This is a genomic window from Bacillus sp. 196mf (assembly GCF_003217275.1).
In the GTDB taxonomy this organism is placed as follows: domain Bacteria; phylum Bacillota; class Bacilli; order Bacillales; family Bacillaceae_G; genus Bacillus_A; species Bacillus_A thuringiensis_S.
This window is the reverse complement of the sequence record NZ_QJTG01000033.1, coordinates 24,730-47,215: the sequence shown is the minus strand read 5'-3', so window position 1 is coordinate 47,215 and position 22,486 is coordinate 24,730. Positions and strand designations below refer to the sequence as shown.

Below are 22,486 nucleotides of genomic sequence, written 5' to 3'. Positions count from 1 at the left end.
AAGACGGTATATTGAAAAGTGCTGCTGTTTCTCTGATAGATGTCCCGTGTTCATTCATATAATAAAGTACATCTAGTTTATACTGGGCTGGGTAGAATGTATAGCACTTTTCAAAGGCCTTTTCACCTGAAGACTCATATCGTCTAATCCACTCACGAAGTACGCTAGGGTTAACTCCTATAGATTTAGCAATTATTTTTCCACTTTCTGTACCATCTAAATATCGTTTCACCGCTTGGGTTTTTTCTTTTGAAGAAAATTTAGCCATAAAAAATGCACCTCCAATTGTTAGACTGTGTCTAACAATTGGGGTGCACTTCATTCTAACTTTTAGAAAAGGTGGCTTTTTAACTCTTATCTCATTTTATGTACTTCAGCAACTAGCTTTCCACCCTGAATGCCCATATAAAGCCTCACAGGTGCATCATTCGTATTTTCAAATACTAAATCTAAATATGGATATGCAATTGTAGCATCTCTTCCTTGTGGAACATAACCTACCGTTTTAGAATGTGTAGTTCTCTCCACCATTTTCAGGCCAGCTTGATCTGCTGCATTGTATAAAGTTGAAGATGTTTGACAAACACCACCGCCATATCCATCTACTAATTTACCATCAACTATTTCTTTCCCTAATTGATATCCTTTATCTGGTGTCGTATCACCGATTAATGAATTAAAAGAGAAACGATCTCCTTTTGCTAACACAACTCCATTTATGCTCGCTGCTGACAAACGAATATTCTCAATACGGCCACCTGTTGAACCACCTAAGTTCGTTTCATATCTACCAATTACCGTACCATTTCCTTGCGCATCACTTAATGTTGCGACTGGTTTTTTCTCCACAATCGGCAACTGATACGTAGCATCCCACATACCAACGTTTAACAATTTATCTACTAATTCTTTTTCCATTAATTCATAAGAAGGTTTTCCTTCTTGCCAACTTCCATCAGGTGCTATACGTGAAGGAACCATTTTTTTGTCGACGCTTTTTCCAACCTCACCAACAACCTTTGTTACAGACTTTTTAAATTTCGCTTCATCTTCAAAATAGCCTAAACCAGATAAATCTAATTTTTTCACTTCAGTACCAGTTCGACCATCAACTAAACTAATAGTATCTTGCACTTCTGCTTTAGCCTCTACAGTGTGCCCACCAATATCACTTACCAATGCAACATCACTTACTTTTGCACCACAGCCACTCACTACAGCTACACATAACACCCCAACTAATATACCCTTTACTTTACGGAACAATATACTCTCTCCCTTTCCCCAACATCACTATTATGTATTTATTTCATTTTTATGTATGTTTTGTTACAATCATTTTACAATATGTTTATAAAATGTTACAAGTTATTTTTCACTCTATATAAATTACTCTTTTCTTTTATAAATGTCTATACATATTTACATAAAAGTTTGAGTTTGATAGAATTGTAACTTTTATGTAAACTCTCTCTTTTATCCAGTATATACCATCAAGCAAAAGAAATACAAATCAAAAACCCTCAAGCTATTTTTTATAAAGTGAAACTTTAATCAGTGGGGTCTTACTGCCCGTTAATGCGGGATAAAGAAAAATCCCGTCAACATAAATAGGTATTTGCCGTGCCACCGCTCCGCTTTTGCACATACATTATGGTGAATTCAACCTATTTTAAAGAAATGGAGGATGTTATTATGTATCCCTACAATCCATATGATCCATATAATCAATATGCGTACCAACAACCACAGTATGACTTACAAGCACAATATCAATCTTATATAGATCAGGCAGAGCAAACGAATCCATATGACCAAAATAGACAATTCCAACTTCCAATCTCTTTTCCTGGCACTGGAAATCGTCAATTAGAAAGACGCGTAAATGAGCTTGAACAAAGAGTACGTCAACTAGAAAATACAGTTGAGCGCCATACACGTAGACTAAACCGCTTAAACCAACGTTTACGTACAGTAGAAAACAGACTAAACATTCCATTCGCAGCATTAGAAGACGGATTTTAATCGAGAAAATAAAAATTATATAAGGAAGGGGCTCCCCCTTCCTTATATAAATTGACGAAAGTTTTTTCCATCTCTATACTGATAAGAGTTAATGAAATGAAACAAGGTGATAAATATGGATTTTGAAATAAATTATCTTTCCTTTTATGTTGTACAAGTAGAAGGAAAAGGTGAAGCAGTTGATAAACGCTACAAACATTTTCAAACTTTAGACGCTGAAGAATATGAAGATAGCTCCTTAAAAGAATTTTTGAATGGTGAGTTATTAAAAATATCGAAGCGAAAAGTAGAACGTCATGCAAAAACAGAACAAGCCCCAACAAAAATTGGTCGCTTTATTGTAGAGGAAGGGCACGAACTTGATTCAAACCCTCATTACAACCTTTTTAATCGTATTCGCTTTGCAGAAACAAAGGACAACTTTAAAGATATGAGTGAACCTCTCGTTTATACATATCTTGACACAAGCGCTGTACGCGGTGGTGTATTTTTAATTGCTCAGGCAAAACTACGCAAATACTTTGATGATCCATTTGTATTCGTAATGAAATGCGACTTCGAACCAAAGGTTGCTTCTATTTCTGATGAATCAACACTGATTCGTAACGTTGAAATGGCCATCACAACAAAGAATATGAAATCTATCCAATACCCATACATGCCTGAAGAAGGTATGGTTGAAGTAGGCGAACTAAAAATACACCAAGCATCACATGCCCGCTACTTTGAAGACTTCTTAAAATTCGTCGAATATGAACGCTCTATGCCTGAAATTATGAAAACACAAGTAATGGACATGGTATACGACCAAATTGAAGATGTATTTGAAGAAGGTACGGAAGAACGCGAACAATTCGACCAAGCGATGGAAGTATGGGCTGCCAGTCCGAAACGCGAAATTATGGAACAATTTTCAACCGAAGAAGTAATGGAAGCAACTGCCCAAATCGTCGAGCATGCTCCTGAAGTGGAATTAAAACTAAAAGCAGATCATATCTCTGTGAAGGCTTTGCTTGCTGATTTCGGGGATCAAATACATATTGCAAAGGTAAATGATCGATACGTATTAATGATTGAGGCTGATACACTTACATTTGAGAAGGGCTTCTCTCCGATTGAGTTTCTGAAGCCAGATGAGCTGCAGGATGTGATTGAGCGGATTGAGAATAAGCAGCAGTATAGCTATAGTCCAGAAGGAATTGAATAGAACAACTGCAAAAGATCCTACCTCTATAAAAGAGGTAGGATCTTTCACATTAATCACGTATTTTCCTATTGCTATCATAAGACAACTTTCTAACGCTATATATTTGATTTAAGGAGGTAAATACATATGATCATTTACCATAGTCCTCATTCTTTAACTGAAATTAGCATGATTCCTATTGAAAAAATAAATCTATTGTATAATCCACACATTACAAAATCTTATTCTAAAAAAATGAACAGTACTATTGAATATCTTGATATATTTGATTTACTCTTACCAGTCGAAAAGCATCCTCTAAAAGATGAATACATTTTAGTTGGAAAATACGATTGTTACAATTTCATAACTAATAATCCACATATAAAACAAATCCCCTGTATTATTGAAGATTTTACAGAAAAACCTTCACAATACCTCAAAATACTTCGTAGACTTCATAACAAAGGCGATTCTAATAAAACCAATAGACAATTTATTTTAAATAAACTTGAGGAAAATCATTTCCCTCTATTACAAATTTTAAAGCAGACAGGTTTTACTAAAAATGATTTACGGGATTACAATTATAAAGTAACCGTTCCAAAAAACTACATAAACAGCCATACCACTGAAAAAACTATGAATTGGATTAGTGATTTAAAGTTAAAAAGTAATACTAAACAATTTTTATATAAATGCGCAGGTCTTCCAATAGGAAATCATAAAAGGTTAACTGAAGAGAAGAAAAAATTCCTACAACATTTCTTTGCACATGCAAAAGGATTTGAAAAATTAACTACTCCTCAACAGATTAACATTCTAACTAACGCCCTAAATTTCAAAGCAATAATGACTGCTCAATTACAGCAACAAATTAATCGCTATTTAATACGATGAATTTTAATTTATGTAGCTAGAAATAGAGGAGAATATCATTTAACCTCTACATTCTCCTCCATCTCAGCCAAATACCTAATCTGTCGTTCCGCTTTTCTCACTGCCGTACGAAAATGTTTTTTCAGGAGTTCTACTGTATTTTCACTTATATAATATCTTTCCGTTATACTTTCCCACGTGTCACTACTTTCAAATGTACTCCATTCAAAAGGGCGTTCTGTATTTTTCTTTAGTTCTTTAAACACCCATTTTCGCATCTTTTTTTTCGCTTTTTCCGTTAGTTTCCCGTTCTTTACAAGTTCAAGTTCACCATGTCTTTTGTATCGCTTATTAATATCTCTCTCGCTATACACTTTAAGAAGTATATTTGCTGTATTTTCGGCATCTGCTAAAGCACGGTGCTGTTTCCCTTCCCACGTTAAAGCGAGCTGTTCTATCGCAAATTGTAAACTTGGCGTATGTTCAAACAATTCCTCATATGCTTGGAAAACAAATTTTTGCAAATCAATTCTACTTTCTTTTTCTATAATGGGGCATTCAACACCATGTAATGTACAATCATGAGATAGAAATCGATAATCTTCTTTTCCCCATGAAACAAATATAGAATCTTCTCCGATGAACTGAATAAATTTCTCTATAATTTGAGGGAATTTTTCTACATCCATTAAATCTTTCTTCGTAATACCGGTTAATTTTGTTGTATGACGAGTTAATCGTGCACTTGGTTTTACTAACTCCGAAAATTCTTCAATTATCTTCATTGTACCTATTTCTATTTTTACAGCTCCGATATCAACTATTTCTGACGGATCTTCTGATTTATACGGTCTGAAATTCCTCTCAATATCAAACACAATGAAATGTGTAGCGTTTTTCAATTTATTTACCTCTTTCTAAATTCCTTTTCACACAAACACTTTATTTTCAGTATTTATTTATTCATGTACTTTATACAAAAATACTACGAATAAATAAATGAAAATTCAGTCTTGTTATGATATGTAAGTAGGAGGATATCTATAAAAATGCAAAAAAAAAGAAGGGCGAGCCCTTCTTTTTTCAAAAATTACTTCTTGTTTACGTTAGTAGCTTGAGGTCCACGGTTACCTTGTTCTACTTCGAAAGTAACTTCTTGACCTTCTTCTAAAGTTTTGAAGCCTTCGCCTTGGATAGCTGAGAAATGAACGAATACGTCTTCTCCGCCTTCAACTTCGATGAAACCGAAACCTTTTTCTGAGTTAAACCATTTTACTTTACCGTTTTGCATGAAAAAAATCCTCCTACAATGTACCTATATGTACATATTCATTTTCAACCACCTTACAATAATAAGCCAGATATTAAAAAACTGCAACCCCTGAGGAGATTTAACATTGCTATCCTCCTCGGAAGTTACAGCTCATTTAAATCTCTATATTATTAAAAGTAAAATGGTTTAAACATACTATATCATATCAATATAATAAAAGTAAAGTTTTTTCTTAAATTATTTTTTGTTCCCACTGCATTGCTTTTAATTCACCTGATCCAGCTACTACATAACCATCTTTTTGATTAACAATGCGCCATCCGTGCCCTTTAACTGAATCACATACTGTAACAATACCTTCGTCAAGAAGTACACGGCACACACTACTAATACCCGCCTTATTTTGTGTTGAAGTTGTATATAAGACATGTTGGTCTACACTTAAGTCTAAATAACTACTTGCTTTCTGCTCACTTTGACATGTATGCCAATATATTTTTTCACTCGCAATACTGTCATCTATTTTACAATAAGAAATATTCCCGCTAACTCCCTTGCACGATCCACTTGCCGCTACTAAATAAGAATTGTGTAAAGTCAACGCAGAAATCATTTGATTCATCGTAATTTTAATCCTCTTTAATTTACGTGTCTTCAAATCAAAGAGCCAAACACCACCATACTTAGCATGTATTTTCGTACCAATAAATAAGTAATGTTTATATAAAAATAATGATCGAATAGACGGCGCCGCACTGCCATACTCAAGAAACGGATGAATAGTCTCCCATGTCGAACCGAAATTATTAGAAAGATACAGCGTTTTTTCTCCATGAGCAACAACAGTTCCTTGTACATTGCTACATACATTCCAACTTGTTGCTTTTGTTGGAAAACGCTGAATTGTCCAGTTCTCTCCACCATTCATACTACGAATAAAAATCCCTTCGTCACCTACACCATAAACTACATTATCTTCGCTATGTAAATCCCTAATTCGTTTTTGAAAACCATTTAAAATTCGTTTCCATTCTCCGTCTTGTTCAACAAATAAGCCATTATATGTAGTAGCTAACAACAGTTTTCCATCTCTTAACTTTGTAATAGCAGTTGCACTTAACATCGTCTCCACGTTGACACTCCCATTCTTAGAACTTCTCAGCAAATGCAATTGCAAAATTACTGCATTTTTCAACATCCTCTTGATCTTCTGGAGCTAATTCAATTTTCAGCCCTTCTTGTACAAGCTCTGCACCTCGTTCTACAAGGCGTTCTTCAAATATCGTTACCGCTTCACAAAACAGTTCATACGCCGTATCACCTGATCCGAATACCGCTACCTTTTTCCCAGCTAAATCTATATTTTCTAAGTCCTCATGAAAATCTTCCGCTTCAAATGGTAATTCACCATCGCCCCACGTATAAGATCCTAAAATGATTCCATCATAAGCTAATAATTCTTCAGCATCCATGCCTTCCATCTCTTGCAATACTACTTCATGATTAAAAGCATCTAAACTAACTTTAATTAAATCAGCAATACTCTCTGTATTTCCTGACATACTTGCATAAGCTATTAAAATTTTTGCCACTTTGGCATCCCCCCTCTAACAATAAATGATTCTCATTCTCATTATATTAATAATGATAATCAATTTCAATTGATTTTTTTCTACTTTTATTTACATTTCACATTACTTATTTCAAATAAAGTGAAACTTTAATGAGCCCTCACCAATCAGGATTTTTCAGACAGCCCACAAATAGAGGAATAAATAAAAAAAAGCACAGATGACTATACAATCATCTGTGCTTTTTTATTACTTTTTAAAAATACCAAAAGGCTTCCCTACTGGTAAAACAACTTTTCCGAAGTGTGTGTTTAACACTGCTGCTGCTGAACCATAGAAAGATAATAATGAAATAAGAAGTTCAGAATATGCTGCTAAATTATGCATTGCGTGCGGCATAACACCTAAAGTACTTAATGAAAGACCAATAAATAAGAAATCAATAAGGACGAAGATCATAAATAATACTTTATGTGTTTCCATTGCACCAATCGTCATAAAGATTGTGAAAATCAAATATCCGATAAAGGCTACACCAAGCTGTTTTGAATCTGCAACTTGTGCTAATTTTTCGCCAAATACTCCAAGTTGAATTAACCAAGTCATTCCAACACCTAACCAAAATAGGCCGTACGCACCAAATGCTGTCGTACCGAATGTATTGTTATGCTTTGCATCGTGAATGCAAGCAAAGATTTGTGCAAATCCTCCTAAAAAGATTGCCCATGGTAATACAAGTGAAACGCCATCTGTTAAGCCTAACTTTTGAGATGATGCTACAAGTGTTACCATCGCTAATCCAAATAGACCAATTCCAGATGGATCCGCTGTTGTCATTTTCACATGATGTGTAGTAGTTTGATTGCTCATATAAACCTCCTGATTATAAACATACTCGAATACAATACTTAAATCAGAAGCCTATGTCAATGGTTTTTTTTGTATGTTGTCAGACGTTATATTTTATAATGATTAAATATATTTCCGACCACTTCATAAGGTTTTATATTCACTTTTTCCAACTCGTTTATCGGTAGCCATAACGGAATATAACTTCCTTTACCTTCCCGCTGAAATTCCTCAGCTGTTCCACTTCCGAACACTCCACCTGTAATATAGGCACCATAATAATATTCATTTCCTTTACCTTTGCAATAAGGTGCTTCACTTTTATATGTAGCCCTAATTCTTCGTATATCTCTCTTTTCGTTGCCTCTTCAGGCGTTTCACCTTCCTCAATCCCTCCGCCAGGAAAAACATAATATATTTCCTCTTCTCGAATACGTTTTATAAGAGCGATTTTCCCTTCCTGTACAATAATAGCCGCCCCGCGATTTCTTATCATTTTATTACCTCAATACGAATCGCAACTGTTCCCCACTCTTTTTCTTGTTCTTTCGTATATATTTTGTATGTACTTTCTAACATTTCCTCTAAACTATCATTTTCACAATCCAATAATTTTTTATCAATTTGTTCATACATAGATTTAAAGCTCTCGTATCGCTTTATTTCCGTTACTTTTACCGTCATCATTTCTGTTGTCGTAAGATTCGTAAATACGATTTCATCGTCTTTGTTTATTAGTTGACGTTTTTTATCGTATAGGCGTACTTCATATACTTTTTTCCCTGATTGAATTGACTGAAACGGTTTATTATATAAACCCATTTCGTATCGCATACATCCCACTCCCTTTTGTTCATTTCACCTATTAATAGAGTTCACATTACTACATCTTGCATATAATATTCCATACGTATCGCTTAATTGAGAAAGGAGGCTGAAGAAGCATGTTATATTTAAATCAAAAACCTGAATATAATAAATATGATATTGGTGATTATACTTATAGTAAAGTAGGGCCAACCATTTTTTCTTGGAACGATGAAACAAAATTAAAAATAGGTAAGTTTTGTTCATTAGCAGAAGAAGTCGTTTTCATACTTGGCGGTGAACATCGCGCAGACTGGATAACGACTTATCCATTTAATGCACTTTTTGATGAAGGAGCACATATTACTGGTCACCCTTCTTCAAAAGGTGATATCGTAGTCGGCAATGATGTATGGATTGGTTATCAATCCTGTATTTTATCTGGCGTTACAATTGGTAACGGGGCCATTATCGGCGCCAGGAGCGTTGTTACAAAAGACGTACCCCCGTATGCAATTGTAGCTGGTAATCCTGCAAAATTTGTTCGATATCGTTTCCCACAAGAAACGATTGACAAACTAGAGAATCTCGCATGGTGGGACTGGGACATTTCTGTTATAAAAGGAGCCATTCCATTACTACTCTCCGACAAAATCGACGAATTTTTCACCTCGCCCGAAAATGAATCTATATGATTAAAACAGAAAGAGCATCCTGAAAAATAATTGGATGCTCTTTCTGTTTTTATTTTTTATGTCCATGCAAATGATTACACGGAGAACATTGAAATGGAATCTTATCTAAGCAATTAAAGTTTGTTTCGCAAATTTGTTCAATCGTTGGAACAAATGGAATGACAACTATGTTACTTTCTACTATTTGTGTAACAGGTGGCAATACTGTGCCTACTTGATGTTCAAAACGAATACTCGCTTGATTTATATAATTTCCTGAACCATTTGGCGCGCTCTGTACTGCTACTTGGAACGAAACTGTCCTTGCTTCACCAGGATTTAAACTTCCGATAAGAAACCCTACTGCCGGGCTTACATTCGGCACTGGCGTATTATCAACCGTTACACTTCCAGGAACAAATCGAACACTACTATCTAACATATCTTGAAAACGAATATTTTGCATTACAGTATCACCCGTATTTGTGATGACTGTCGTAAACGTAATGACATCTCCAATTGTTGCTACCTGTAAATCTGCCGTTTTTACGACTGTCGTTGAGACATTTTGAGGAATAAACGGGATAACAACTGTATTACTATCACCTTCAACTACTACTGGCGGCTCATTCGGATTTACAGTTGCAAGCCCATTCGCTGTAGCGGTATTTGTAACTAAATTATTTACTTGCCCTCCTATTATTACAACTTGGAAATTAATAATTGCTGCATCATTTGGCTGAAAATCACCTAACGGAATACCAGTATTCGGATTAGCAAATGGAAGAGGTACATCATTTACCGTTACCGTACCATTTATAAATAGCGTATTCGGATCAATGATATCTGTTAACACAATATTGGTCACAGGAACTGTACTATCATTTATAACAGCGATTCCGTAAGTGACAACATCCCCTATCATTGCTACTTCAAAGTTTGCTCCTTTTGCAACAAATAAGATTGCAGTATTTACCGTCACTATAACTGTATTGCTTGTATCCATCACTGTAACTGGCGGCTCCCCTGGTACTAAAATATATTCTGCTAACGCCCCAGCAACGTTCACTACTGTACCACCATCCGGAAAACTTGTAATCGTAGCTTCATATGTTACAAGTGCCGTCTCACCAACTGGTATATCAGGTATCGTAAATCCAATCTGCGGATTTAACCCCGGTTGCGGAACCCCATTTATCGTTACACTATTTGGAACGAAATCAGCTTCCTGAGATAGCACATCGATAAATTGAACATTCATTGCATCAGCAGTACCAGTATTTAATATACGAACAGTATACGTTACCGTTTCTCCTACACCAACAACTGAATGGTCTACTTCTTTTAGCATATCTAAGCTGCCTCTATTTACCGGCGTAACCGTCGTATTACTTGAATTTGTAATTGTAGACGGAGGTTCTCCTGGAATCAATTCGAAATCACCCGTTACTCTTGCTGTATTCATAATGCTACTAGAAGGCGGAACTGCGATTACATTTACTTCAAATGTAATTAATACACTATCCCCTACTGCAAGATCAGGCAATGCAAAGCCTACAAATGGATCTAAACCTACTTGCGGAATCCCATTTATTTGTACACTTCCAGGAACGAATTCTAAACTAGGTGATGGAACATCGATAAACTGAACATTCGTTGCTGTTACCGTTCCCGTATTTGTAACTTGCACACTATACGTTAACGTATCTCCTAATCGTGTCGCTTCTTTATTTACAGATTTTATAACGCTGAATCGTCCTCTATTCACTCTAGTTATCGTCGTATTACTCGGCTCTGTTACTACAACTGGTGGTTCTCCTGGCACTAAAGTAAAGCTTCCTGTTATATTTGCAACGTTCGTAATTGTTCCTGATGACGGGATGTTTGTAACTGTCGCTTGAAACGTCACTATAACTGTTTCACCAACTGGGATATCTCCAACTCCAAATCCAGTAATCGGATTTAAGTTTGGTTGCGGGGCTCCATTTATCGTTACACTATTTGGTACAAATGACGCTCCTGCTGAAATGGTATCAACAAACTGAACAGCATTAGCTGTTACTGTTCCTGTATTTGTTATTTGAACCGTATACGTTAATATATCTCCAACGAGAGTAGCAACCCTATTTACTTGTTTAATAACATTAAATTGCCCTCTATTTACAGTTGTAAGTGTTGTATTGCTCGGCTCTGTTACTATAACTGGTGGTTCTCCTGGCACTAATACAAAACTTCCAGTTACATTTGCCGTATTGGCAATTGTTCCGTTTGATGGCGCACTAACAACGGTTACTTGGAAGATGACTTCTACACTTTCACCTGGATTTATATCTGGAAGCGGGAATCCGTTATTCGGATTGAATCCAGGTTGTAACACACCATCTATCGTTACACTGTTCGGCACGAATGCTATAGAGGAAGGTAATACATCACTATATTGAACATTCGTTGCTGGCACTGTTCCTGTATTTTGAACTACTGTTGTATATGCGATTGTATCGCCTACTGCAACAACCGGCTGACTCACTGATTTTAAAACATTCAAACCAGGCTCATTGATTTCTGTTAATGTCGTATTACTTGTCGTTGTTTCCGTAATAGGGGGTTCTGTTTCACTTACAGCAAATGTAGCTGTAACGTCTACAAAATTAACAATCGTTCCACCTTCTGGTATGCTTGTAACCACTTCCTGATATGTGACAAGTACAAAATCATCGACAGGTATATCTGGAACTGTAAAACCAATGAAAGGATCTAGTCCTGGTGCTGGTACCCCGTTTATGCTCATACTTCCTGGTACAAATGCTACACCCGCGGAAGTAGTATCGATAAATTGAACATTCGTCGCTGGCACTGTTCCGAAATTAAAAATCAATACATCATACGTTAATATTTCTCCTACCGTCGCTACTTCTTTATCTACTAGTTTCAATGGAAAAATAAACGCTATATTAATTGTCGTAACGACTAAATTTGTTAATATCGTTTCCGTAATCGGTGGTTCCTGCGGATTTGGTTGTGAAGTAAATGTAACATCTGCATCATTTAATATGACTTCATTATCTGGAATTTCTGTAATCGTCACTTGGAATGTGACCTCAATACTTCCACCAGCGATTAATAATGGAGTAACTGTAAATCCTATTTCTGGATTTAAACCAAGTTGCTGCACTCCACCTATCGTTACACTATTGTCAACAAACGTCGTTCCTTCTGGTATGACATCTTGGAAGAACACATCTGTAACAGGGATAATTCCTACGTTTGAAATGAGCACAGTATACGTTAATACATCCCCAACGGCCCCAGTTGCAACATCAACTGTTTTTGTTGCAGTTACTTCACCAGGAGGAGGTAACGGTATTGTAACTACCGTTGTATTACTTGAATTCGTTGTTGTTACAGGTGGCTGTAAAGGATTTAATAAGAAAGTGGCTGTAGCAGATGCTGTATTTAATACTGCTCCACGTGTAGACGGTGCAACTACCGTAACTTGGAACGTTACTGTCAATGATGTTCCAGCTGCAATATTAGGAAGCGGGAAACCAACATTTGGGTCAAATCCAGGTTGTAGCGTTCCATTTATCGTTACACTATTTGCTACAAAAGTTGTTTCTAAAGCAATTGGATCAAGGAAAGAGACATTCGTTGCTGTTACTGTACCGTTATTTCGAATGACAACAGAATACGTGTAAGTTTCTCCAAGTGCTGCTTGTTGTACAGATGAAGATTTTTGTATATTTAACTGTGCTGTGTTTACTTGCGTCACTACAAAATTACTATTTGTAACAGTCGTTATTGGAGGGTTTGCTGGATTTATAAGAAAACTTGCAGTAACGTTCGATTGGTTTCTTATATTTCCACCGCTCGGAACACTCGTCACTGTAACTTGAAACGTAATCGTAGCCGTTTGCCCGACCGGAATATTTGGTACCGGGAAACGTAATCGTAGCCGTTTGCCCGACCGGAATATTTGGTACCGGGAAACCTAGCATAGGATCCGCGCCTTGCTGTACGACTCCATTTATCGTCACACTATTTGCTACAAAGGCAGTACCAGACGGAATTGGATCTTGAAAAACAATATTCGTTGCAGGAACAGTTCCTGTATTTTGAATAAGAATCGTATACGTTAACGTATCTCCTACACCGGCTTGTAGTGTATTTCCACTCTTCATCACATTAAGTGATCCTACATTCACTCGCGTCACAACAATATTACTAATCGTTACAATTGTAATTGGTGGCTGGAGAGGACTTACTTGGAAATCAGCAGTGACATTCGCATTATTCGGAAGAACTCTATTTGGTGGTACACTCGTGATTGTCACTTGAAAAGTGACCGTCACCATTCCTCCTACTGGAATATTAGCAAGTGGAAATCCAGTTGTCGGGTTTAAACCTGGTTGAGGTGTCCCGTTTATTGTTACACTATTCGCTACAAAAGTGGTTCCAACTGGAATCGGATCAAGGAATGATACATTTGTCGCTGTCACCGTTCCACTATTTTGTATACGAACTGTATACGTTAACGTATCTCCTACACCGGCTTCAGTAGCACTTACACTTTTCATTACATTTAACCCTGAAGAATTCACGATCGTCATAACAGTATTACTTGGTACTGTTACAGTAATCGGCGGCTCTGTTGGATTTACAAGGAAATCTCCAGTTACATTCGCATTATTTACAACATTATTTCCTTGGGGAATTTCATCAATTAATACTTCAAATGTAACAATAACACTGGCGCCAGTAGGCAAATTATTTAATGGGAATCCAAGTTCTGGATCTGCCCCTTCTTGTAAAACACCATTCACAACTACACTATTTTCAATAAATAATGTCCCTTGGGGAATTGAATCTTGGAAAAATACATTCGTAGCTGGTACACTACCTGCATTTATGACTTCTATTGTATATACTAAAATATCCCCTACTGTTGCAACATCCGTATTGACTGCTTTCACAACTTCAAAGTTTCCTGATTGTACTGTCGTATTCACAACATTACTCGGTACATTGATTGTTACTGGTGGTTCATTCGGATTCACTTGAAAGCTTGCTGTTACATTTGCTTGATTTAAAATATCTTCATTTTCTGGATTCTGTACAATTACTACGTCAAATGTGACTACAACCGTTTGAGCCGCAGGAATATTCGGAAGAGAGAATCCTGTATTCGGATTTAGTCCACTTTGCTGTACTCCATTAATTGTTACAGAATTTGCAACAAATGAAACAGCAGAAGAAATAGGGTCTTGGAAAAATACATTTGTTAACGGAACATTCCCTGTATTTTGGACGGCAATTGTGTACGTTAAAGTATCCCCTACCGCCGCTTGCGTTGTATTTACTTCTTTTATTACATTTAAACCGCCTGTATTAACTTGTGTCACAACTGTATTCGTTTGTCTATTAATTGTTATCGGTGGCTGATTCGGAATAACGACGAAATTAGCAGATACATTTCCGCGATTCGCAATCGTACCTCCCGATGGTGTAGATGTTACTCGTACTTGAAATGTAACAGTCCTACTTCCGCCAGGAGATATATTAGCTACTGTAAACCCAGTCGCTGGATTTACCCCAGGTTGTGAAACCCCATCCACAGTCACACTATTTGCGATAAATGTCGTTCCAATTGGGATCGGATCTTGAAAAATAACGTTCGTTGCAAGTACATTTCCTGTATTTTGAATTGTTACCGTGTACGTAAGAACGTCGTTAACCGTTGCAAAAGCTTTATCCACTGTTTTTCTCGTTGTTATATCAGCTATATTAATTGTCGTAACTACAGTATTACTTGTCGCTTGCCCTGAAACTGGTTGTTGACCAGGCACTGGAGTAAAGTTAAATGTTACACTCGCACGGTTTGGAATTGGATTGACAAGAGGGTTCGATGTTACTCGAACTTGAAAGCGCACTACAGTCGTTTGCGATGCATTAATACTTCCAAGATTAATACTACTTGCTGGATTCGCTCCTGGACGCGCTACTCCATTTACCGTAACGCTATTTGCGACAAATGTTGTTCCAGCAGGGATACTATCAACAAAAATAACATTGTTCGCAGTGACGTTTCCATTATTTGTGACATTAACTGTGTACGTTAATACATCATTAAGTGTTGCCGTCTGTAAATCTACAGATTTTTGCATACTAATAGTTGCTTGGTTCACTGTCGTTTGTACTGTGTTTGAAGAAGACGTACTTGTAATAGGAGGACTACCAACGAAGGGACGGAATTGATATGACACCATTGCACGATTTAAAATAGGATTGGGATTCGGGAATGATGTTATTCGAACTTGAAATGTAACAATTCTTTGCGTGTTATTTGGGATTGTACCTAAATTAATTCCATTAGCAGGGTTTGCATTCGGCTGTGTTACTCCCCCTACCGTAACACTACCTGCAACAAACGTCGTTCCGTTCGGAATACTATCACGTAATACAACGTTTTCTGCACTTCCTGTTCCTGTATTTGGGACCGTAATTGTATAAGTGAGAGTATCCCCTACCCCCGCGACTGTTCTATTAACTGATTTAACAGGATTAATAATTGGACCTGTTGCATCAATTTGAACACCAAAACCAGCTGCTGCGTATCCATCTCCATTTGTAACAAATCGAACCGTTGCTGATGTTTGACTGTTTACTAAAGATGAGGAGGCATCTACATTCGTAATATCCCACCCTTGTCTTCGGACGGCCAAAGCTACCCCTAACGGCTGATTCAAATCTCCAAACGTGCCGCTCGTATCTAAATTTCCACTATCATTACAAATTTGTGACTGAAAGAAATTATTCGCAGGATTTCTCGGTCCGAATAATGCAACTGTAGCATTTGCATTCGGCCCAAAGCGAAGTTGATCTCCAATAATGTTAGAATCACCTTCTTGAGCAGTTACGAGCACTCTTCCTGTAACAGCTCCTGTTGCCGGCGTAGCAAAACCTGAAATTGTAGCATCAACTGGCGGGGATGAAGCATCGATAATTTCTTGACCTGCATATACTGACAAATTTCGAAGTGGTAAACTTGCATTTTGATACACAACCTCAAGCGTCCATCCAGCTGAACGACTGATTGTTGGGTCGGCTGAAGTTCTTGCAGCTGGCACAGCACCCGTTGTATATGTGCCTGCTCCACCTGCACTAACAAGATTGGTTACATTGGCAGAGCGAGCATAATAAAATTGATTTCCTACTGAACCTTGCTGCGCGGTAGCAGGATCTGGCGTAACAGAAAACGTCCCTGCTGGCGTTGTAAATGTAATGTTATCATTTAAAAATGGTAACACATCTTCCGTATCAGTCCGGAAAGTACCAGCCCAAACTAATTCTGCATATAATACACTGCTTCCCGCTGGAAGATTTAAAATTGCACTTGAAGAATTCAATTGCCATTCATCTGTTGTCCCTGCTGGGAACCCTGGTACTTGCAATGCTGTATTTACTGTCGTAAACACAGCAAGTGTACCAAAAATATTACCTGGTGCAGGTGATGTAGGGCTAAGTCCCAGCGTATTCCCAGTAAACGTGACGGCACCAGGTACTGTTGTCGTAAACCTATTTATAAAAGGCACACAATCATCTCATTTCAATTATAGTAAAAAGTGCTCTATACTATAAAATGTAGACAAACTATACAATGTACGTTGTCCAACAAAATTCCGCACATATGAGAGGGGTTTATAAAACTATGCGCTACGTTATCATAACAGGAACTTCACAAGGTTTAGGTGAGTCAATCGCTACGCAATTATTAGAAAAAAATACAACTGTCATCTCTATTTCTAGAAGAGAAAATAAAGAGCTTACAAAACTTGCAGAGCAATATAACAGCAATTGCATTTTTCATTCCCTAGATCTTCAAGATGTACATAACTTAGAAACTAACTTTAAAGAGATCATTTCATCTATTAAAAAAGACAATGTATCCTCTATTCATTTAATTAATAATGCGGGTACAGTTGCACCTATGAAGCCAATTGAAAAAGCTGAAAGTGAACAATTCATTACGAACGTTCACATTAATTTACTTGCACCTATGATTCTTACATCTACATTTATGAAACATACGAAAGACTGGAAAGTAGATAAACGCGTTATTAACATTTCATCTGGTGCAGGAAAAAACCCTTACTTTGGCTGGGGCGCTTATTGTACAACGAAAGCTGGTGTAAATATGTTTACACAGTGCGTAGCAACTGAAGAAGTAGAAAAAGAATATCCAGTAAAAATCGTCGCTTTTGCACCTGGTGTTGTTGATACTAATATGCAATCACAAATTCGTGAAACAAATAAAGAAGATTTCATAAATTTGGACCGCTTCATTGCATTAAAAGAAGAAGGAAAACTATTACCACCTGAATATGTTGCGAAAGCTATTCGTAACTTACTAGAAACTGAGGACTTCCCTCAAGGCGAGATTATTAGAATTGATGAATAACAAAAAGGTGTGCTAAAATTGCACACCTTTTTGTTTTACTTCTCTAAAAATATAAGCACAGACTCCGCAATTTGCTCATAACCAATTTCTTGATAAATTTTATTCGATATCGGATTCGCTAAATCAGTATATAACGTAGTCGTCTTGTACCCTTCATCTAACATACGTTGACTAAGTGCCGCTACACAATTAGATGCGTATCCCTTTTTCCTTGCTTCTTTCGGCGTGTATACGAAATTAACTGTTATATTATTTTTAGTTGGTCTCGTTTTTGCAGCTACAGAAACAAGTTTCCTATCTACTTCCAAACCAAACAGTCGATTTGTAGTTATTAATGTATGCGCAGTTTGTTTTGCTTCTTCTTTCGTAGTAGGAAGCTTTACGTCTTCACAAAATTGATATATCCACTGTTCTATTAATGGTAATTCATCATTATTTACCGCCCGGAAAAGTCCGTTCGCATTACACTTCTTCTTTACTCTGTTCAGCTCATACACACCTTGCTCCATTGCAACATTCATTTTCTTATTTTCTAATACCGCAATCTCTTCCGCTAATTTCTGTACAATTTTCTTATTACCGATCAATCCAGGAATATCCGGATATACTTTCGTTAACTCTTTTGCAAGTTCCTCAATAGCTACTCCCGAAATTTCAGAAGTTGCAACAATGATTTGTTTCTTCTCTTCTGTTTGCAGAAATACAACCGCAATGTCTTCTCCTTGTTTCGCTACCCCCATAAATATCGGTTCTTGAACCATTTGTAATACACCTAATATGAGATTGTTTTCCTGCTCATTCTTTTCTAGAAATGGTGTAACATCTTCTTTAAAATGAAAAATCTCTTCATATACATGTAATTGAATCATCGACAATCTCTTCTCTCTATTTATATTTTAATTAAGTATTGGCGATTAATTCATTAAATCCCTCTTTTACGATTCAATAATATTCAAAGCTAATGTATTCAAGGCATTTTCAGCTTGTAAAATTCTCTGTTTTTCCTTTTCAAATACATCTTCTTCTTTTCGAAAGGACTCTTTTCGATTTTTAATCATACGCTTCATTTCTTTTTTACTCGGTCCACCGTATACATTTCTTTTTTGAATAAAAGCTTCTGGCGATATAATTTCTTTCCACTCTTTTTCTAATAAATTTATTTTAAAATGTTCTTGCAAGTACATATTTATCTCTTTGAAGTGTAATTCATGTAGTTCTTTTTTCTGCTCCAATGACATATTTGCAATAGCACTTGCTGCATGATGAGCATGCCGAAATGGAATTTCATAATTTTTCGTTAAAACATCAGCGAAATCCGTTATCGTTATTGCATGTTTATAGGAACGACTTTTTAACGTTTCTTCTTCTACTTTCATCGTTAGGATCACTGCATTCATCATACAAAAAACACGAATCGCCTTTTCAATCCCTTTATATAAATATGGCTGCAAGTCATCTTCCGTATCAACAATATCACCAAATGGTGTATTATGAATCATTTGAAATACTGTAAATGCTTCTCCTAAAGCACTACTCGTAATTGCACGAGCGTGTTCAATTGAAACCGGATTTCGTTTTTGCGGCATAATACTACTAATTTGTACATATGGCTTTGCAACAGTAATACCGTCATATTCTTTCGTTGCTAACAACAAAAAGTCATGAATCCATCTACTCGTATTCGTCATCATTACCATAAGTAGCGAGCTAACTTCTAATAAATAATCCGCTCCGGCAACAGCATCATATGAGTTCTCAATTACAGTTGTAAATCCAAGTAGATGAGCAACTCGTTCTCGTTTAATCGGGAAACTTGTTGTAGAGAGTGCAGCCGCCCCCATTGGAGACTGATTTAAAAGCTGGTACGTTTTTTTCATTCGTTCTAAATCTCTTTGCATCGTATCATAAATTGCTAAAGTATAATGACCAAATGTTGTTGGCTGTGCCGGTTGTGTATGTGTATAAGCTGGCATGATCGTTTCCTTATGATCATCAGCAAGTTGCAGTACACTTTCTTGCAATAGCAAATAATGTTCCATTAATCGTAATATATACCGCCTTAAACTCATGCGATACATCGTTACACCCATATCATTTCTACTTCTACCAATATGCATATTACTTACAAAATCGCATTTCGCTTCTTGAGAAATTAAATGTTCGATTAAAAAAAAGAGGTCTTCATGCCGCTCTGTATATACCAATTTATCTTTTGGTATTCGCTCTACTTTTCTAAGTGCGTTTAATATAACTTTAGCTTCTTCTATTTTCATTAAACTTTCTTCAGTCAGCATCGTAATATGTGCTTTATGCACTTGAAACATATCTTTCAATAAGTAATTTCGTTGAAAATCAAATACATGTTGTAATACACAATCCACATATGTTTTTCCAGGGAAATCAGCGCCTTCACTCTTTATAAACTCTTCCTTACTCTGTTTCATCACCTTTTCCCCTCTCACCTAAGTATTACTACCCATCATACCCGTTGATAGAAAAAAAGTGCCTGTACATAAAAATAAACTCGGTGCTCTCTGCACCGAGTTTATTTAATAAAAGTCGCATCATACTTATCACTTTGCAACACTTGGAAATGTAAGTTTGCTAAATGTTTCCGTATTTCTGCACTATCGTCTTCATTTAAATTATTCGCCAAAAACACAATCTCTGTACAGTTTCCATGTTTATCCATAGCGTAAACTGCTTTTGTAACCGTCCATGGTGTGTAACCATTCTTTTGCCCAGCATGTCTAAATGTTTTACGGTATTTCTTGGCACTCATGTCTGTTTCAACGATATTTGCCCACACTTTTTCTTCAGCTTCTGTCAAGCCACCTTTATGGTTTGCCTTTTGAAGTAATACCATATAATCATTTGCAGAAGCTGCTGGTAATCTATCTGACCAAATTTTGTCGTAACGTTCCTCTAAATAAAGCGGAATTTCCTTCTGTAATAATGTTCCCTTCTTCTTTAAGCGTTCATGAATAATCATCGAATATTCACGATATTGCTCTTGAGACATTTCTTTTAACTTTTTCTCTATTTTATATTTTGGAACATGTAATTCTTTATGCAAATATCCCGGGATATACAAAGATGAAACGATTGGAAATAGTGGTTGATGTGCAGGAAGTGATAAACTTTGTAAATTTCGATTGATGTTGTCTAATCCTAACAATTCCATTAAGTATTCAGCATTTGCATTCGAACTAAACTTAACCATTCCTTTTGCCACTTCTTCTAAAGAAACCGCTCCTTCAGTTATCTTGCCCGTCTTCTCCAAATACTTTTGCCATCTATCTTGTGCACCACCATCTGTATTCGGCACATAATAGCGATTCACATCGTTAATCGACACGAAACTAGACGAATCAATTTTCCCTTCAGTAACTTGTTTCGTATATTCAAGCGCCACAATTAATTTCATCGTACTTGCAACTGGCAATACAACATTTGGGTTTACAGAATAAACAACTTTATCATTTCTCTTTACTAGAAGCGCACTATTTTTTTCATCTTTATGTTCTTCAATAAAAGATGCAATATACTGTGCATCATCATTATTTGAACTCCACACTTTTTTCACTAAAAAGTTACCCGATATTAGCAAAACAAAAATACCCACAATTACTGCGCATACTATAGTTTTTTTCAAGTAAAATTCCTCTCCTATTGTGTAACTCTTCTCTATTTATCATTTAAAAAACAAAATAATGGAGATGGTCATTTAAATAACCATCTCCATTATTTTAACTTGTATGCTCCTATTATGTCTACGTCATAAATTTCACAAAATCCTCAAGAAACTTTTTATAATGTAACGACCAACCAATTCGCACCCAATTTTTTAATGCTTTTGCATCAGGTTGAGGCCGAAAATCAGCAATACTCTCTCCTTTTGCAATTCCAGCTGTATCTACATCGACACGACGATATACATAGTCTAAAAGAGATGGATTTGCCGCAACCATCATTGTAACGACGTCATGTACTGGGCTTCCTTTTATTTTCGGATTTAACTTTCTATAAGCTTTATAATAATACGTAAATATCGGCTCGATTAACTTATTAAAACTCGTTTTAGAGTGTTTCGTAATATATTTTACCATTTCCGGCGTAATAATTGCTTCAGATGTAACGTTAAGTGGTACTAATGTCACATTTTTAGCATTTTGCATAACTAATTGCGACGCAATCGGATCACCATGAAAATTCGCCTCTGCGACTGGTGTTACATTGCCAGGCATTAAGAAAGCACCGCCCATTATATAATATTCTTTCACATACTTCATCATCGGCTTTTCTAAAATAAATGCCGTCGCTAGTGTTGTTGATCTACCAGCATCGACTATTATTAATTCCCCTTTATATTTTTCAAGAAGATCAAAAAATGCACAAAAAGGCTTTATATTTGGCGAAAAAGTTTTTGGAGGTTTAATTGGCCCTAAACCGTCTGCCCCATGAATTTCTGGATAATACGTTGTAACATCTCCGGATAAAGGAATTTTCGCACCATTAATAACAGGTATATCTTCCCGTCCTGCCATTTGTAATAAATATGCGGCATTACTTGTCGCCTTTTCTTGTGTTACATTTCCATATCCCGTTACTACTCCAACAATATCAATATCAGGATGCAACAATCCATACATAATTGCTAAAGAGTCATCAATGCCTGGGTCTCCTAAAAATAACACTTTTTTCATCGACCTCAACTCCATCCCCTCAGTTGTTATTAATTTATGAATAAACGTGGATATACAGAAT

At 36.4% G+C, this 22,486-nt stretch carries 17 protein-coding genes and 2 pseudogenes; 5 read left to right on the top strand and 14 right to left on the bottom strand.

What is annotated here, in order from left to right:
* On the bottom strand, positions 1 to 268 hold a 268-nt coding region (locus ATL10_RS26845; RefSeq protein ID WP_142670013.1), incomplete at its 3' end, for a transposase.
* Between the two features lie 86 nt (positions 269 to 354).
* The gene (locus ATL10_RS26840) at positions 355 to 1,266 is read right to left on the bottom strand and encodes a VanW family protein (protein WP_110497845.1); all 912 of its coding nucleotides are present in this window, start codon (positions 1,264 to 1,266) and stop codon (positions 355 to 357) included.
* A gap of 429 nt (positions 1,267 to 1,695) precedes the next feature.
* Between ATL10_RS26840 and ATL10_RS26835 the strand changes: the two genes are divergently transcribed.
* From ATL10_RS26835 to ATL10_RS26825, 3 genes are all read left to right on the top strand, one after another.
* Positions 1,696 to 2,025 (top strand): hypothetical protein, encoded by a 330-nt coding sequence (locus ATL10_RS26835; protein WP_000283711.1) that lies wholly within the window; start codon positions 1,696 to 1,698, stop codon positions 2,023 to 2,025.
* 115 nt (positions 2,026 to 2,140) lie between these two features.
* A complete protein-coding gene (locus ATL10_RS26830; RefSeq protein ID WP_000345036.1) occupies positions 2,141 to 3,232 on the top strand; it encodes a DUF3900 domain-containing protein in 1,092 nt (363 codons plus the stop codon).
* A 126-nt stretch (positions 3,233 to 3,358) separates the two neighbouring features.
* Complete coding sequence (locus ATL10_RS26825) at positions 3,359 to 4,111, top strand: hypothetical protein (RefSeq protein ID WP_000587909.1); 753 nt, start codon at positions 3,359 to 3,361, stop codon at positions 4,109 to 4,111.
* 35 nt (positions 4,112 to 4,146) lie between these two features.
* Here ATL10_RS26825 and ATL10_RS26820 read toward each other — a convergent pair whose 3' ends face one another.
* From ATL10_RS26820 to ATL10_RS26790, 7 genes and pseudogenes are all read right to left on the bottom strand, one after another.
* The gene (locus ATL10_RS26820; protein WP_090977440.1) at positions 4,147 to 4,992 is read right to left on the bottom strand and encodes an exonuclease; all 846 of its coding nucleotides are present in this window, start codon (positions 4,990 to 4,992) and stop codon (positions 4,147 to 4,149) included.
* A 188-nt stretch (positions 4,993 to 5,180) separates the two neighbouring features.
* A complete protein-coding gene (gene cspB, locus ATL10_RS26815) occupies positions 5,181 to 5,381 on the bottom strand; it encodes a cold shock-like protein CspB (RefSeq protein WP_001179150.1) in 201 nt (66 codons plus the stop codon).
* A 214-nt stretch (positions 5,382 to 5,595) separates the two neighbouring features.
* A complete protein-coding gene (locus ATL10_RS26810; RefSeq protein ID WP_000449497.1) occupies positions 5,596 to 6,495 on the bottom strand; it encodes a WD40/YVTN/BNR-like repeat-containing protein in 900 nt (299 codons plus the stop codon).
* A gap of 16 nt (positions 6,496 to 6,511) precedes the next feature.
* Positions 6,512 to 6,955, bottom strand: a complete 444-nt coding sequence (locus tag ATL10_RS26805; protein WP_090977438.1) for a flavodoxin — start codon at positions 6,953 to 6,955, stop codon at positions 6,512 to 6,514.
* A 228-nt stretch (positions 6,956 to 7,183) separates the two neighbouring features.
* A complete protein-coding gene (locus ATL10_RS26800) occupies positions 7,184 to 7,804 on the bottom strand; it encodes an acetate uptake transporter (protein ID WP_000070945.1) in 621 nt (206 codons plus the stop codon).
* Between the two features lie 86 nt (positions 7,805 to 7,890).
* A pseudogene (locus ATL10_RS26795) lies at positions 7,891 to 8,279 on the bottom strand (NUDIX hydrolase).
* Positions 8,276 to 8,617, bottom strand: a complete 342-nt coding sequence (locus ATL10_RS26790) for an ASCH domain-containing protein (RefSeq protein WP_001268359.1) — start codon at positions 8,615 to 8,617, stop codon at positions 8,276 to 8,278. Before ATL10_RS26790 ends, ATL10_RS26795 begins: the two are co-directional and overlap by 4 nt.
* Before the next feature lie 110 nt (positions 8,618 to 8,727).
* On the opposite strand from ATL10_RS26790, the gene ATL10_RS26785 reads away from it, so the two are divergent.
* Entirely contained in the window at positions 8,728 to 9,285 is a 558-nt protein-coding gene (locus ATL10_RS26785; RefSeq protein WP_000966308.1) for a CatB-related O-acetyltransferase, read from the top strand.
* Between the two features lie 49 nt (positions 9,286 to 9,334).
* Here ATL10_RS26785 and ATL10_RS26780 read toward each other — a convergent pair.
* Positions 9,335 to 16,853: pseudogene (locus tag ATL10_RS26780) on the bottom strand (DUF7507 domain-containing protein).
* A gap of 116 nt (positions 16,854 to 16,969) precedes the next feature.
* On the opposite strand from ATL10_RS26780, the gene ATL10_RS26775 reads away from it, so the two are divergent.
* On the top strand, positions 16,970 to 17,719 hold the full coding sequence (locus ATL10_RS26775) for a (S)-benzoin forming benzil reductase (protein WP_090977434.1): 750 nt from the start codon (positions 16,970 to 16,972) through the stop codon (positions 17,717 to 17,719).
* A gap of 35 nt (positions 17,720 to 17,754) precedes the next feature.
* Here ATL10_RS26775 and ATL10_RS26770 read toward each other — a convergent pair whose 3' ends face one another.
* The 4 genes from ATL10_RS26770 to ATL10_RS26755 all read right to left on the bottom strand — a co-directional run bounded on the left by ATL10_RS26770 (position 17,755) and on the right by ATL10_RS26755 (position 22,425).
* On the bottom strand, positions 17,755 to 18,588 hold the full coding sequence (locus tag ATL10_RS26770; protein ID WP_097924252.1) for a GNAT family N-acetyltransferase: 834 nt from the start codon (positions 18,586 to 18,588) through the stop codon (positions 17,755 to 17,757).
* Positions 18,589 to 18,654: 66 nt separating this feature from the next.
* Positions 18,655 to 20,163, bottom strand: coding sequence for an argininosuccinate lyase (gene argH, locus ATL10_RS26765; RefSeq protein WP_065229177.1), 1,509 nt, complete (start codon positions 20,161 to 20,163; stop codon positions 18,655 to 18,657).
* A 101-nt stretch (positions 20,164 to 20,264) separates the two neighbouring features.
* Positions 20,265 to 21,374 carry a serine hydrolase gene (locus ATL10_RS26760; protein ID WP_110497843.1) on the bottom strand — a complete coding sequence of 370 codons (1,110 nt, stop codon included), beginning with the start codon at positions 21,372 to 21,374 and terminating at the stop codon, positions 20,265 to 20,267.
* Positions 21,375 to 21,492: 118 nt separating this feature from the next.
* Positions 21,493 to 22,425, bottom strand: coding sequence for a nucleoside hydrolase (locus tag ATL10_RS26755; RefSeq protein ID WP_000756465.1), 933 nt, complete (start codon positions 22,423 to 22,425; stop codon positions 21,493 to 21,495).
* Positions 22,426 to 22,486: the final 61 nt, after the last annotated feature.